Here is a 12774-nt window from a genome sequence, read left to right as displayed (position 1 = left end):
GTCTCGGCGGGGCCGGGCCAGCATAGTCATGCCGGATCGATCAGTGGGCGCCCAGCCCGGTGAGCGAGCGGACCTCCAGTTCAGCGTACTTCGCCGGGTCGGGCTGTTCCCTGGACAGCAGGGTGCCCAGCCAGCCGGCCAGGAAGCCGATCGGGATGGAGACCAGGCCCGGGTTCTCCAGTGGGAACCAGTGGAAGTCGGAGTCCGGGAAGAGCGAGGTCTTGGCGCCGGAGACGACCGGGGAGAAGACCACCAGCAGCACCGAGCTGACCAGTCCGGCGTAGACCGAGCTGACCGCGCCGACGGTGGTGAACCGCCTCCAGAACAGCGAGTAGAGCAGCGTGGGCAGGTTGGCCGAGGCCGCCACCGCGAAGGCCAGCGCCACCAGGGCGGCGGTGTTGAGCTTGTCCGCGAAGAGGCTGAGCACGATCGACACCGCGCCGATCCCGACCGCGGCCCACTTCGCCGACCGCACCTCCTCGCGCTCGCTCGCCTTCCCGCGCCGGATCACGTTGGCGTACAGGTCGTGGGCGAAGGAGGCCGAGGAGGCCAGGGTGAGCCCGGCGACCACCGCCAGGATGGTGGCGAAGGCGACCGCCGAGATCACCGCGAGCAGGATCGCACCGCCGGTGCTGCCGCTGCCGCCGCCGAGCGCCTCGGCCAGCTGAGGGGCGGCCGTGTTCCCGGCCGCGTTGGCCGCCTTGATCTCCTTGGAGCCGACCAGCGCGGCCGCGCCGAAGCCGAGCGCCAGGGTCATCAGGTAGAAGACGCCGATGATGCCGATCGCCCAGAGCACCGACTTCCGGGCCGCCTTGGCGGTGGGCACGGTGTAGAAGCGGACCAGGATGTGCGGCAGGCCGGCGGTGCCGAGCACCAGCGCGATGCCCAGGCTGATGAAGTCGAGCTTGGCGGTGCCGGTGCCGTACTTCTGCCCGGGTTGCAGGAAGGCCTCGCCCTTGCCGCTGGCGCTCGCCGCCGCGCCGAGCAGCTCCGAGGGGTTGAAGTGGTACTTGGCCAGCACCAGGACGGTCATCAGCGCGGCGCCGGCGATCAGCAGCACGGCCTTGACGATCTGCACCCAGGTGGTGCCCTTCATACCCCCTATCACCACGTAGACGATCATCAGTGCGCCGACGCCGACGATGGTCCAGCGCTTGGCGGCGTTCCCCTCCGCGCCGAGCAGCAGGGCCACCAGCGTCCCGGCGCCGACCATCTGGGCCAGCAGGTAGAAGATCGACACCACGATGGTGGAGACGCCCGCGGCGGTGCGCACCGGACGCTGGCGCATCCGGAAGGCGAGCACGTCCGCCATGGTGAAGCGGCCGGAGTTGCGCAGCGGTTCGGCGATCAGCAGCAGCGCGACCAGCCAGGCGACCAGGAAGCCGATCGAGTAGAGGAATCCGTCGTAGCCGGCCAGCGCGATGGTGCCGGCGATGCCGAGGAAGGAGGCGGCGGACATGTAGTCGCCGGAGATGGCCAGGCCGTTCTGGAAGCCGGTGAAGCCGCGGCCACCGGCGTAGAAGTCGGCGGCGCTGCGGTTCTGCCGCCCGGCCCAGACGGTGATGACCAGGGTGGCCGCCACGAAGAGTCCGAACAGGGCCATCGTCAGACCGCGGTGGTCGGTGGCGGAGCTGGCGAGCAAGGTCATTCGGCGGCCTCCCGGGGAGCGTGGACGACGGCGCCGTGGGCCTCGCGGATCGCGGCGGCGGGCGGGTCGATCCGCCGGTCCGCGTAGCGGGCGTACCAACCGGCGATGACGAAGGTGGTGACGAACTGCAGCAACCCGAGCACCAGGGCCACGTTGATGTGCCCGAGGACCCTGGTGCCCATCAGCCCGGGGGCGTAGCAGGAGAGCAGGACGTAGAGCAGGTACCAGAGCACGAAGCCGATGGTGACCGGGAAGGCGAAGCTCCGGAACGAGCGCCGCAGGGTACGGAACTCCTCGCTGTCGTCGATGAGTTGGACTTCCGTGGCAGTAGTGGTGATCGGCGGCGAATCCACTCTGTCTCCTCACTCCTTCGGTGGGGCGGTCACACGGGTGGGAACAATCGAACGTGAGGGACGTCACATTCCCCGTGCGCGCCGCGCAATGCTAGGAGCGTCGTGCCCACCCCGGAAGGGGTTGACCGCGATCAGCCAGTCGTTCACCCCCTCGCACTATCCAATTGGCCGAAAACCGCCGCTCGCCGCGCCGTCCGGAGTGTGCCCGGAGGGGCCGGAGGAACCGAAAGGGGTGACACCGTCCAACGGTGCCACCCCTGTTGACGGAGCGTCAGAACGCGATCCGGACCTTCAGCGCCGAACGGTCGTCCATCGCCCGGTAGCCGTCCGGCACGCCGTCCAGGTCGACCGTCCGGTCGAAGACCAGGCCCGGCTCGATCGCTCCCGAGAGCACGTCCGGCAGCAGCTCGGGGATGTACGCCCGGGCCGGCGCGACGCCACCGTTCAGCGAAACGTTTCGGCCGAACATCTGACCGATGTCGACGCCCGCGGAGCCGCCGTGCGGCACGCCCACGTAGCCGACCGCGCCGCCGTCCCGAGTGATCGAGATCGCCGTCCGCATCGACTCCTCGGTGCCGACCGCCTCCAGCACCGCCTGCGCGCCCAGCCCGCCGGTCAGCTCCTTGACCGCCTCGACCGCGGCCTCGCCGCGCTCGGCCACCACGTCCGTCGCCCCGAAGCGCCGGGCCAGCTCCGTCCGGGCGGGGTGGCGGCCCAGCGCGATGATCCGGCCCGCGCCCAGCCGGTGCGCCGCCAGCACGCCGCACAGGCCCACCGCGCCGTCGCCGACCACCGCGACCGTCGCCCCCGGACGCACCCGCGCGGACACCGCCGCGTGGTGCCCGGTGGCCATCACGTCGGACAGCGCCAGCAGCCCCGGCAGCAGCTTCTCGTCGCCCTCCGCCTCCTTCGGCAGCTTCACCAGCGTCCCGTCCGCGAACGGCACCCGGACCGCCTCGCCCTGGCCGCCGTCCGAGCCGACCGAGCCCCAGAACCCGCCGTGCGGGCAGGAGGTCTGCAGGCCTTCGAGACAGAACTCACAGACGCCGTCCGACCAGACGAAGGGCGCGACCACCAGGTCGCCCTTCGCGAAACCCCGGACCTCGGCGCCGACCTCCTCGACCACCCCGAGGAACTCGTGCCCGATCCGCTGCCCGGCCACCCGCTGGGCCACCCCGCGGTAGGCCCACAGGTCGCTGCCGCAGATGCAGGCGTTGACCACCCGCACCACCACGTCCGTGGGGTGCTGGATCACCGGGTCGGGCACGTCCTCGATCCGGATGTCGTTGGGTCCGTGAATCACCGTGGCACGCATGCGTTCTTCCTCACAAAGATCCGGCCCGAGGGCCGAAAACGATCTCGACCAGGTGTACGACATCCCCTCCGACCACTCTATTCCGGCCCCCGCGTCGGAACATTTCGACCGGACCCGACCGGCTCGCCCCTTATCCTGTTGGACCATGCAACCGATCCAGCCCGAGACGTACGGCGCGCCGCGGACCGCCCCGGTCCCCGCCCAGCGCTCCGCCGCCCCCGCCGAGGGCTTCGCGGTCGTCGACGTCGAGACCACCGGTCTCGGCCGCTCCGACCGCGTCATCTCGGCGGGCGTCTACCAGCTGGACGGCGACGGCGAGGTGACCGACCACTGGTACACCCTGGTCAACCCCGAGCGGGACCCGGGCCCGGTCTGGATCCACGGCCTCACCGCCGAGCTGCTCTCCGGTGCGCCGACCTTCCCCGAGATCGCCGAGGAGTTCGCCACCCGCCTGGCGAACCGCGTGCTGGTCGCCCACAACGCGCTGTTCGACTGGAACATGATCTCCCGCGAGTTCTCCCGGGCCGGCCGCACCGCTCCGGTCGAACAGCGGCTGTGCACCATGGTCCTCTCCCGCGACCTGCGCCTGCCGCTGCCCAACGGCAAGCTCGCCTCGCTCGCCGCCCACTTCGGCGTCCAGCAGCTGCAGGCCCACAACGCCCTGGACGACGCCCGGGTGCTCGCCGAGGCCTTCCGCCCCAGCCTGCGGCTGGCCCGGCTGGCCGGCCTCGCGCTGCCGCTGCAGACCTGCGTCGCGGTCACCGACCTCGGCGAGGACGAGCCCGCCACCCCCGGCCGCGGCAACTGGACCGGCTCCCAGTACCGCCAGGCCAAGAAGCGCCCGCCCTGCCCGTACCCCAACCCGGGGCGTTGGGAGGACGGCAAGCCGCTGGTCCAGGGCATGCGGGTGGCCTTCACCGGGGACACCGCCACCGACCGCGAGGTGCTGGAGGACCGCGCCGTCGAGGCCGGGCTGCACATCGCCGGCTCGGTCAGCCGGCTCACCAGCCTGCTGGTCACCAATGAACCGACCAGCTGGAGCGGCAAGGCCCGCAAGGCCCGCGACGTCGGCACCCCGGTGATCACCGAGGACGCCTTCCTCCAACTGCTGCGCGAGGTCGCCCCGCACCCCGGTGCGTGAGCCGGTTGTGAGGTCGGCGTACCGTTCCCATGTGTACCGTTTTCTGCTGACCCGACAGTGGCTGATCACCATGCTGATCGCGCTGCTGCTGATCCCCGCGACGATCAAGCTGGGCTTCTGGCAGCTGCACCGCCACGAGGCGCGGGTGGCCCGGAACGAGCTGGTCGGCAAGGCCCTGACGGCCCCCCCGGTGCCCTTCGACTCGCTGTCGACGGCCCCCGGCGCCGGGGTGCCCTCCGGCCTCCTCTGGCACGCCGTGACGGCCACCGGGCAGTACGACCCGGCCCACGAGTTCGTGGTCCGCAAGCGCACCGACTCCAACGGCACCCTCGGCTACTTCGTCATCACCCCGCTGAAGCTCGCCGACGGCAAGGGCACCGTGCTGATCAACCGCGGCTGGGTGCCCTCCGGCGACGGTGCCACCCAGTACCCGCCGGTCCCGGCCGCCCCCACCGGCGAGGTCACCCTCACCGGCCGGCTGCGCGCCGACGAGACCACCGGCAGCAGCGGCGGCTGGGTCAAGGACCGGGCCGGCCTCCCGGACCACCAGTTCAACCTGATCAACACCGAGCAGCAGTCCAAGGAGAACGGCACCACCCTGCTCGGCGGGTACCTGGAGCTCACCGGCACCACCCCGGCCCCGGCCGACCAGCCCGAGCTGATCGGCGAGCCCAACCACTCCGACATCGGCCCGCACATGGCGTACGCCGTCCAGTGGTGGCTGTTCACCGCGATGATCCCGGTCGGCGTCTGGGTCCTCATCCGCCGCGAGGCCAAGGACCGCGCCAAGCAGGCCGGCGAGCCCGAGGTCGCCCTCGACGCCCTGCCGGCCTGACCGACGACGCGCTACAGCACGTCCGCCAACTCCCGCAGCAACCGCGCCTTCGCCCGCGCCCCCACCACCGAGCGGACCGGCTCCCCGCCCCGGAACAGCATCAGAGTCGGCATCGACAGCACCCCGTACGCCGCCTGGGTCCGGGGGTTGTGGTCCACGTCCAGGCTGACCACCCGCATCCGGTGCGCCTCCTCCCGCGCGACGTCCGCCAGCACCGGCGCCATCATCCGGCACGGCGGGCACCAGTCCGCCGTGAAGTCGACCAGCACCGGCCCCTCGGCCGCCAGCACCTCCGCCGCGAACGTCTCGTCCGTCACCGCCGGCACGCCCGGGATCTCCACCATCGCCTACTCCTTCGCCAGTTCACACAGGGGAGGCTGCTCGGCGGAGGCGAGTTCGTCCCGCGCCCGCACCGCCCGATCGAACTGCCCGGACACCTGCTCGCGCACGTCCCGCAGCCGCGCGATGCACTCGTCCAGCTCCGCGAGCTTGCGCCGGTACACCTCCAGCGAGGCCGGGCAGGAGTCACCCTCCGGGTGCCCGGCCCGCAGGCACTCCACGAACGGCCGGGTCTCCTCCAGCCCGAAGCCGAAGTCCTGGAGCATCCGGATCTCCCGGAGCAGCCGCAGGTCCTCCTCGCCGTACGCCCGGTACCCGTTGCCGGCCCGCCGGGCCGGCAGCAGCCCCAACTGCTCGTAGTACCGCAGCGCCCGCGTGGTCGTCCCCGCCCGCTCCGCCAACTCCCCGATCCGCACGCCGAACCACTCCTTCCGAACAGCCGGTACCGACGGTAAACCTTGCCCCGGACGTCAACGCCAGTGCGAACGCGGGACCGTGGCCCGGCAAGATGTCCCCATGGATCTCGGACTGAAGAACAAGGCCTACGTCGTCACCGGCGCCACCCGGGGCCTCGGCCTCGCCGCCGCCCGCGAACTGGCCGCCGACGGCGCCCACGTGCTGATCAGCGGCCGCACCCGATCGGCCGTCGACGCGGCCGTCACCGAGCTCGACGCGCTCGGCAGCGCCCACGGCCTGGTCGCCGACAACGCCGACCCGGACACCGCCGAGCGCCTGATCACGGAGGCGAAGGAGCGTTTCGGCCGCTTCGACGGCATCCTGATCAGCGTCGGCGGCCCGCAGGCCGGCCCGGTCGAGACCACCCCCGAGTCCGCCTGGCGGGACGCCTTCGAGTCGGTCTTCCTCGGCGCCCTGCGGCTGGCCCGCGCCGCGGCGGCCGCCCTCCCGGCCGGCGGCGTGATCGGCTTCGTGCTCTCCAGTTCGGTCCGCCAGCCGATCCCCGGCCTCGGCATCTCCAACGGCCTGCGCCCCGGCCTGGCGATGGCCGCCAAGGCCCTCGCCGACGAGCTCGGCCCGCGCGGCATCCGGGTGCTCGGCCTGCTCCCGGCCCGGATCGACACCGACCGGGTCCGCGAGCTCGACGCCCTCGCCGCCGACCCCGAGGCCGCCCGCGCCGCGGCGAGCGCCAGCATCCCGCTCGGCCGCTACGGCACCCCCGAGGAGTTCGGCAAGGTCGCCGCCTTCCTGCTCTCCCCCGCCGCCTCCTACCTGACCGGCCTGATGGTCCCCGTCGACGGCGGCGCCCTGCGCTCCCTCTGACCGCACCCGCACCCGGGTAGGGCCTGCTCCAGCTCCCGCTACTCCAGCCTCCGCCGCTCCGGCCGGCGCCGGGCGAACCGGCGCCGCCGCCCGGCGGGGGCCTCCTGCAGCACCCGGATCCGCAGGTCGGCCGGCAGCTCCGCCAGCCCCAGGCTGCGCACCGCGTCCGCCCGGGGGCCGTCCTCGAAGTGCTCCACCAACGCCACCGGGTCCCCGCCCGGGGTCAGTCGGACGGCCCCGCGCAGCCGGGGGTGCCCGGGCGCCCGGACCAGCCGCACCCCCGCCCGCTCGACCTCCGGCAGCACCGCCGTGCCCTGCTCCAGCGCCTCCTCCAGGGCCCGGGCACCCACCCGCAGCCGCAGCCCGGGCACCCCCGGCGTCGGCACGGCGATCCCCGGCAGCCCGGTCCGGCGCAGCTGGGCGACCAGCCACCAGGCCGTCCCCAGCACCAGCACCGACAGCCCGCCGAGCACCGTCGGCCACCACCACGAGGACCCGGCCCACCGGCGCCGGGAGTGCGCACCGACCACCGGCTGGTCCGGCGAGGTCAGCGGCCACCAGCCGGGCGGGTGGACCCCGAGCCGCTGGTACAGGTCCAGCCCGCCCGCCAGCACCAGCACCCCGACCCCCAGCAGCACCGCCCCCACCAGCCCCAGCAGCACCCGGTTGACGACCGTCCGGCTCACCGCGCCGCCTCCCCCGCCCGGTCGGCCGTCTCCTCCGGCACCACCCCGGCCGACCCGCCCCAGGAGCGCACGTCCAGGCGCAGCGGCCGCGCCAGCCCGACCCGCGCCAGTTCCTCCCGCAGCTGCCGCTGCACCGTCGCCGGGTCCACCGGCCCGCTCACCGACACCCGCACCCGCCGCCGCCCGACCCGGATCCGCAGCCGGTCGACGCCCGGCGACCCGGCGGCCCGGTCCGCCAGCAGGTGGCCGATCCCGGCCCGCTCGATCGCCGCGGCCGTCCCACCGTACGGGCGCAGCACCAGCCAGCGGCGCAGCCCGGGCGCGCACGCCAGCCACAGCAGCCAGCCGCCCACCAGGACCGCCGCACCGGCGCCCACCAGCACCCACTGGTCCGCCAGGTGACGGGCGGCCAGCTCGTCCGCGAGCCGCGCCCGCCAGCGCCGGGCCGGCTGTCCGGCCCGCACCGCGACCGCGTCGTACAGCAGCGCCCCCGCGACCACCAGGACCACCGTGGCGACCAGCGCCGCCACGGCCGCCCGGGCCGACCGCAGCCGGGGCACCCGCCGCTCCCGGTCGGCGGCCCCCCGCTCCGCCCGCGCCGCACTCGCGGTACTCACCGGGCTGCCCGGGGGACCAACGTCTCCACCACGACGACCACCTGGGACACCCTGGTCCCGGTCAGCCCGACCACCCGCTCGGCCACCCGGTCCCGGACGCCCCGGGCGAGGCCCGCGAGGTCGGCGGGGAAGGGCAGGTCGACCGCCACCCGGACGGTCACCGTGCTGCCCGGCCGGGCCACCGACACCCGGGGCGGCGCCCCCTGCGCCGACCGCCCGGCCCACGCCTCGGCGAGCGCCTCCCGGGCCGCCTGTCCGGCGATCCGCCGGTACACCCGGTCGGCGACCCGAAGCCGCCCCCGGCGCGCCGCGGCGGGGGCGGGGGCGGGAACCGAGGCCCCCATCAGCGCCGCCGGTCGCGGCCGCGGAGCAGGTCCCCGAGGTCGCCCAGCTCGATGTCGCCCTCCAGCAGCCGCCCGACCACGAAGCCGACCAGCCCGAGCGCCGCCACCAGCAGGAACGCCGCGAACCCGCCGAAGTACCCGGCGAAGCCGAGGGCCATGCCCACCACCAGGCCGACGATGGCCAGGTTCATCCGCTACTCCCTCGTCTCCCTCGTCCTCCGCCGAACACCGGGCGCCGAACGCCAAACACCGGGCGCCGGGCGCTACTTGAGCTTGGGCCGCTGCCCCGACACCGCCACCGGCTCCTCGTCCTCCTCCACCTCCGGTTCGTCCGGGAGGTGGACGTCGTTGACCGCGATGTTGACCTCGACGACCTCCAGGCCGGTCATCCGCTCCACCGCGTCGATGATGTTCTCCCGCACCTGGCGGGCGAGTTCGGGGATCACCACGCCGTACTCGACCACCAGGGCGATGTCGATCGCGGTCTGCTTCTCGCCGACCTCGGCCTTGATCCCGCGTCCGACGCCGGCCCTGCCGCCGGACGCCCGGTCCCGCATCGCGCCGAAGGTGCGGGCCAGCCCGGAGCCCAGCGCGTGGATGCCGGTGACCTCCCGGGCGGCCATTCCGGCGATCTTCTCCACCACGCCGACCGCCAGCGCGGTGCGCCCGCGCTCGCCGACCGGCCGGCCGCCGTCCCCGCCCGCGCCGGACGCGGGCCTGGCACCGCCGGGCGGGCCGGGCACGGGCCCACCGCCGGGGTTCTTGTGCAGGGTCGCGGGGGTCGGGGTGTCGGGCATGGGACGCATCTCCCTCGTGGCGGCTCCAGCTGTATCGCAAACCTCCCCAAGCCTGGCATTCCGCCACGGCCCCCGCCCGCCGAGTACGCCCCCGGGAGTGCCCCGGGAACGCCGGAGGCCCGGCCCCGGGGCACTCCCCCGGGCCGGGCCTCCGGCTGTTGGCGGACTGATCAGTCGCCGATCCCGGCGAGCTCCCGCAGTCGACGGGCCTGGGCCGCCCGTTCGGCCGAACGCTGCTCCTCGTACGACCGTCCGGAGGCGCCCTGGAGCAGCGCCTTGGTCTCGATCACGGCCCCGCGCGGAGCGGCCAGCAGGGCGGCGGCGAGGTCGCGGGCGGCGGCGTCCAGCTCGGCGACGGGCACGGCCAGGTTGGCCAGCCCGGTCGCGGCGGCCTCCTCCGCGCCGACCCAGCGGCCGGTCGCGCAGATCTCCAGCGCCCGGGCGTAGCCGACCAGTTCGACCAGCGGCTTGGTGCCGGCCAGGTCCGGGACCAGGCCGAGCGAGGTCTCCTTCATCGCGAACTGGACGTCGTCCGCGACCACCCGCAGGTCACAGCCGAGCGCGAGCTGGAAGCCGGCCCCGACGGCGTGGCCCTGGACCACGGCGATGGTGACCAGGTCGGCGCGGCGCCACCAGGTGAAGGCCTCCTGGTAGCCGGCGATGGCCTCGTCCAGCTCCCGGTCGGCGGAGCCGGCCAGCTGCAGGAAGGTGGGCTCGCCGGGGATGCCCTCGGGGGTGAACATGGCCCGGTCCAGCCCGGCCGAGAAGGAGACGCCCTCGGCCCGCAGCAGCACCACCCGCACGCTGCCGGGCAGTTCGCGGCCGGCCTGGGCGAGGGCGCGCCAGAGCGCGGGCGACTGGGCGTTGCGCCGCTTGGGCTGACAGAGGGTGACGACGGCCAGCTCGCCGTCGATCTCCAGACGGACGCCGTCCCGCTCCCAGCTCGGGGCCTGCGGGTCGGTGGCGGGGGCGGTCATGCGGGAACCTCCGGTGGCGGGGGACGTGGCTACCGGAGAGTAACAAAACTGGGCGCGAACGGGCAGGGCCCCGGCCCGGAAAGATCAGGAGAGGAGGAGCGGGTCCGGGATCCGGACATGACGATCGGCGGCCGGTCCACTCGATCCGAGGGCGGACGCCCAGCTGCGGTCAGCTGTCGTCTCCTCGGCCGGCGCCCTGCCGCCGCGCCATCCAGCTCCGGGGCTGACGAACCGTCAGGAACCGGCCCCGGCAGTCGCCTTGTTCTTGCCCCGCGTGGCACCACCGCGGCCCCGGAGGATCACTCCGGATTCGCTCAGCATCCGGTGCACGAAGCCGTACGAACGACCGGTCTCCTCCGCGAGAGCGCGAATGCTCGCCCCGGAGTCGTACTTCTTCTTGAGATCGGCCGCGAGCTTCTCACGCGCGGCACCGGTCACCCGGCTGCCCTTTTTCAGAGTCTCGGCCACCCGTGCCTCCTCGTAGCGTTGCTCGGTCAGATTCCCATGATCACCCATCCACCGCGTCCTGGCCACCCATTCGACAAGGTCGATGTCGCAAATGCGTGGTCCTGCGGTGGTGATCCGAGCGCACCGGGGCGCTCACGCAGAGTGCACGCCCCCGGACTGATTCCGCCGTATGCCGAGAAAGAGCTGATCAGCAACGTCGGCCCGACCACGATCGAGTGGCGGGCCGACGGGAAGTGCTTAAACGGAATCCGGGTCTTCTTCATTCCCGGACACGCCGAAAGGACTAGATTTTCTGGTCCGAAAAGCCGATACGGCGTCTAGTTCCGGTCAGGTCAGCGAGACCAGATCGGCGTACGACGGGTTCCAGAGGTCCTCCACCCCGTCGGGCAGCAGGATGATCCGCTCCGGTTCGAGCGCCTCGACCGCACCCTCGTCGTGGGTGACCAGCACGACCGCACCGCTGAAGTCGCGCAGCGCGCCGAGGATCTCCTCGCGGCTGGCCGGGTCCAGGTTGTTGGTGGGCTCGTCCAGCAGCAGCACGTTGGCGGAGGAGACCACCAGGGTGGCCAGGGCCAGTCGGGTCTTCTCACCACCGGAGAGCACCCCGGCCGGCTTGTCCACGTCGTCGCCGGAGAACAGGAAGGAGCCGAGGATCTTGCGGATCTGCACCAGGTCGGTGTCCGGCGCGGCCGAGCGCATGTTCTCCAGGACGCTGCGCTCCGCGTCCAGGGTCTCGTGCTCCTGGGCGTAGTAGCCGATCTTCAGGCCGTGGCCCGGGATCACCTCGCCGGTGTCCGGCGCCTCGACCCCGGCCAGCATCCGCAGCAGGGTGGTCTTGCCGGCACCGTTGAAGCCCAGCACGACGACCCGGGAGCCCCGGTCGATCGCCAGGTCGACGTCGGTGAAGATCTCCAGCGAGCCGTAGGACTTGGACAGGCCGCTGGCCGTCAGCGGGGTCTTGCCGCACGGGGCCGGGTCCGGGAAGCGCAGCTTGGCGACCTTGTCGCTCTGGCGCACCTGCTCCAGGCCGGAGAGCAGCTTGTCGGCGCGCCGGGCCATGTTCTGCGCGGCGACCGTCTTGGTGGCCTTGGCCCGCATCTTGTCGGCCTGGGCGTTCAGCGTCGCGGCCTTCTTCTCGGCGTTGGCCCGCTCGCGCTTGCGGCGCTTCTCGTCGTCCTCGCGCTGCTGCTGGTACTGCTTCCAGCCCATGTTGTAGACGTCGATGCAGGAGCGGTTGGCGTCCAGGTAGAAGACCTTGTTGACGACCGTCTCGACCAGGTCGACGTCGTGCGAGATGACGATGAAGCCGCCCTTGTACGTCTTCAGGAAGTCCCGCAGCCAGACGATCGAGTCCGCGTCCAGGTGGTTGGTGGGCTCGTCGAGCAGCAGCACGTCGGAGTCCGAGAAGAGGATCCGGGCGAGCTCGACGCGGCGGCGCTGACCGCCGGAGAGGGTGTGCAGCGGCTGGGCGAGGATGCGGTCCGGCAGGCCTAGGGCGGCGGCGATGGTGGCGGCCTCGGCCTCGGCGGCGTACCCGCCCTTGGTGAGGAACTCGGTCTCCAGGCGCGCGTACTTCTTCATCGCGTTCTCCTGGGTGGCCCCCTTGCCGTTGGCCATCCGGTCCTCGTTCTCGCGCATCTTCTTCAGCACGGTGTCGAGGCCGCGGGCGGAGAGGATGCGGTCCTTGGCGAGGACGTCCAGGTCGCCGGTGCGCGGGTCCTGCGGGAGGTAGCCGACCTCGCCGCTGCGGGTGACCGTACCGGCGGCGGGCATGCCCTCACCGGCCAGCACCTTGGTGAGCGTGGTCTTGCCGGCGCCGTTGCGCCCGACCAGGCCGATCCGGTCACCGGCGGCGACCTTGAAGTTCGCGGACTCGATCAGGACCCGGGCACCGGCGCGCAGCTCAAGGGCGTTGGCGGAAATCATGGCTGGAACTACTCCTGGGACGTGGGCGGGCGGCCGGGTACGGGCCCGGG

The 12774-nt window shown here is 73.1% G+C and carries 16 protein-coding genes; 3 read left to right on the top strand and 13 right to left on the bottom strand.

Annotation, left to right across the window (positions count from 1 at the left end; all coding sequences use genetic code 11):
• Positions 1 to 40: 40 nt before the first annotated feature.
• The 3 genes from ACIP4P_RS20175 to ACIP4P_RS20165 form a co-directional block, all read right to left on the bottom strand.
• A complete protein-coding gene (locus ACIP4P_RS20175) occupies positions 41 to 1648 on the bottom strand; it encodes a cation acetate symporter (protein WP_350511549.1) in 1608 nt (535 codons plus the stop codon).
• Positions 1645 to 2001, bottom strand: a complete 357-nt coding sequence (locus tag ACIP4P_RS20170; protein ID WP_350511550.1) for a DUF485 domain-containing protein — start codon at positions 1999 to 2001, stop codon at positions 1645 to 1647. The genes ACIP4P_RS20175 and ACIP4P_RS20170 overlap by 4 nt, the downstream gene beginning before the upstream one ends.
• Positions 2002 to 2272: 271 nt before the next feature.
• Positions 2273 to 3316: a zinc-dependent alcohol dehydrogenase family protein gene (locus ACIP4P_RS20165; protein WP_400920253.1), complete on the bottom strand. Its 1044-nt coding sequence runs from the start codon at positions 3314 to 3316 to the stop codon at positions 2273 to 2275.
• Between the two features lie 145 nt (positions 3317 to 3461).
• Between ACIP4P_RS20165 and ACIP4P_RS20160 the strand changes: the two genes are divergently transcribed.
• Both ACIP4P_RS20160 and ACIP4P_RS20155 read left to right on the top strand, forming a co-directional pair.
• Positions 3462 to 4457 carry a DEDDh family exonuclease gene (locus tag ACIP4P_RS20160; protein ID WP_400920251.1) on the top strand — a complete coding sequence of 332 codons (996 nt, stop codon included), beginning with the start codon at positions 3462 to 3464 and terminating at the stop codon, positions 4455 to 4457.
• A gap of 31 nt (positions 4458 to 4488) precedes the next feature.
• Positions 4489 to 5292, top strand: coding sequence for an SURF1 family protein (locus ACIP4P_RS20155; RefSeq protein WP_400920249.1), 804 nt, complete (start codon positions 4489 to 4491; stop codon positions 5290 to 5292).
• 11 nt (positions 5293 to 5303) lie between these two features.
• On the opposite strand, the gene trxA is transcribed toward ACIP4P_RS20155, so the two are convergent.
• On the bottom strand, positions 5304 to 5636 hold the full coding sequence (gene trxA / locus ACIP4P_RS20150) for a thioredoxin (RefSeq protein ID WP_350511554.1): 333 nt from the start codon (positions 5634 to 5636) through the stop codon (positions 5304 to 5306).
• A 3-nt stretch (positions 5637 to 5639) separates the two neighbouring features.
• Positions 5640 to 6047 carry a MerR family transcriptional regulator gene (locus ACIP4P_RS20145; RefSeq protein ID WP_400920247.1) on the bottom strand — a complete coding sequence of 136 codons (408 nt, stop codon included), beginning with the start codon at positions 6045 to 6047 and terminating at the stop codon, positions 5640 to 5642.
• A gap of 100 nt (positions 6048 to 6147) precedes the next feature.
• Here ACIP4P_RS20145 and ACIP4P_RS20140 point away from each other — a divergent pair, with 100 nt between their 5' ends.
• Positions 6148 to 6909 (top strand): SDR family oxidoreductase, encoded by a 762-nt coding sequence (locus ACIP4P_RS20140; protein ID WP_400920245.1) that lies wholly within the window; start codon positions 6148 to 6150, stop codon positions 6907 to 6909.
• 38 nt (positions 6910 to 6947) lie between these two features.
• On the opposite strand, the gene ACIP4P_RS20135 is transcribed toward ACIP4P_RS20140, so the two are convergent.
• From ACIP4P_RS20135 to ACIP4P_RS20100, 8 genes are all read right to left on the bottom strand, one after another.
• Positions 6948 to 7595, bottom strand: a complete 648-nt coding sequence (locus ACIP4P_RS20135; protein WP_400920243.1) for an alkaline shock response membrane anchor protein AmaP — start codon at positions 7593 to 7595, stop codon at positions 6948 to 6950.
• Positions 7592 to 8212, bottom strand: coding sequence for a DUF6286 domain-containing protein (locus ACIP4P_RS20130; RefSeq protein WP_400920241.1), 621 nt, complete (start codon positions 8210 to 8212; stop codon positions 7592 to 7594). The genes ACIP4P_RS20135 and ACIP4P_RS20130 overlap by 4 nt, the downstream gene beginning before the upstream one ends.
• Positions 8209 to 8556, bottom strand: a complete 348-nt coding sequence (locus ACIP4P_RS20125) for a hypothetical protein (RefSeq protein WP_400920239.1) — start codon at positions 8554 to 8556, stop codon at positions 8209 to 8211. Before ACIP4P_RS20125 ends, ACIP4P_RS20130 begins: the two co-directional genes overlap by 4 nt.
• Positions 8556 to 8747: a hypothetical protein gene (locus ACIP4P_RS20120; RefSeq protein ID WP_196951007.1), complete on the bottom strand. Its 192-nt coding sequence runs from the start codon at positions 8745 to 8747 to the stop codon at positions 8556 to 8558. Before ACIP4P_RS20120 ends, ACIP4P_RS20125 begins: the two co-directional genes overlap by 1 nt.
• Before the next feature lie 72 nt (positions 8748 to 8819).
• Positions 8820 to 9353, bottom strand: coding sequence for an Asp23/Gls24 family envelope stress response protein (locus tag ACIP4P_RS20115; RefSeq protein WP_400920237.1), 534 nt, complete (start codon positions 9351 to 9353; stop codon positions 8820 to 8822).
• Positions 9354 to 9523: 170 nt separating this feature from the next.
• Positions 9524 to 10330: an enoyl-CoA hydratase/isomerase family protein gene (locus tag ACIP4P_RS20110; RefSeq protein WP_400920235.1), complete on the bottom strand. Its 807-nt coding sequence runs from the start codon at positions 10328 to 10330 to the stop codon at positions 9524 to 9526.
• Positions 10331 to 10564: 234 nt separating this feature from the next.
• A complete protein-coding gene (locus ACIP4P_RS20105) occupies positions 10565 to 10798 on the bottom strand; it encodes a helix-turn-helix domain-containing protein (RefSeq protein ID WP_030059940.1) in 234 nt (77 codons plus the stop codon).
• Positions 10799 to 11125: 327 nt separating this feature from the next.
• Positions 11126 to 12724, bottom strand: coding sequence for an ABC-F family ATP-binding cassette domain-containing protein (locus tag ACIP4P_RS20100; protein ID WP_350511562.1), 1599 nt, complete (start codon positions 12722 to 12724; stop codon positions 11126 to 11128).
• Between the last annotated feature and the right edge of the window lie 50 nt (positions 12725 to 12774).

Origin of the sequence: Kitasatospora sp. NPDC089509 (genome assembly GCF_044749365.1) — a bacterium.
Taxonomy (GTDB): Bacteria; Actinomycetota; Actinomycetes; order Streptomycetales; family Streptomycetaceae; genus Kitasatospora.
This window is presented reverse-complemented; position numbering and strand designations above follow the sequence as displayed.

Bases quoted from the DNA above. Each gene is read 5' to 3' on its own strand.
- ACIP4P_RS20175 (WP_350511549.1), bottom strand. From the start codon at position 1,648: ATGACCTTGCTCGCCAGCTCCGCCACCGACCACCGCGGTCTGACGATG.
- ACIP4P_RS20165 (WP_400920253.1), bottom strand. From the start codon at position 3,316: ATGCGTGCCACGGTGATTCACGGACCCAACGACATCCGGATCGAGGAC.
- ACIP4P_RS20160 (WP_400920251.1), top strand. From the start codon at position 3,462: ATGCAACCGATCCAGCCCGAGACGTACGGCGCGCCGCGGACCGCCCCG.
- trxA (WP_350511554.1), bottom strand. From the start codon at position 5,636: ATGGTGGAGATCCCGGGCGTGCCGGCGGTGACGGACGAGACGTTCGCG.
- ACIP4P_RS20140 (WP_400920245.1), top strand. From the start codon at position 6,148: ATGGATCTCGGACTGAAGAACAAGGCCTACGTCGTCACCGGCGCCACC.
- ACIP4P_RS20125 (WP_400920239.1), bottom strand. From the start codon at position 8,556: ATGGGGGCCTCGGTTCCCGCCCCCGCCCCCGCCGCGGCGCGCCGGGGG.
- ACIP4P_RS20120 (WP_196951007.1), bottom strand. From the start codon at position 8,747: ATGAACCTGGCCATCGTCGGCCTGGTGGTGGGCATGGCCCTCGGCTTC.
- ACIP4P_RS20115 (WP_400920237.1), bottom strand. From the start codon at position 9,353: ATGCCCGACACCCCGACCCCCGCGACCCTGCACAAGAACCCCGGCGGT.
- ACIP4P_RS20110 (WP_400920235.1), bottom strand. From the start codon at position 10,330: ATGACCGCCCCCGCCACCGACCCGCAGGCCCCGAGCTGGGAGCGGGAC.
- ACIP4P_RS20100 (WP_350511562.1), bottom strand. From the start codon at position 12,724: ATGATTTCCGCCAACGCCCTTGAGCTGCGCGCCGGTGCCCGGGTCCTG.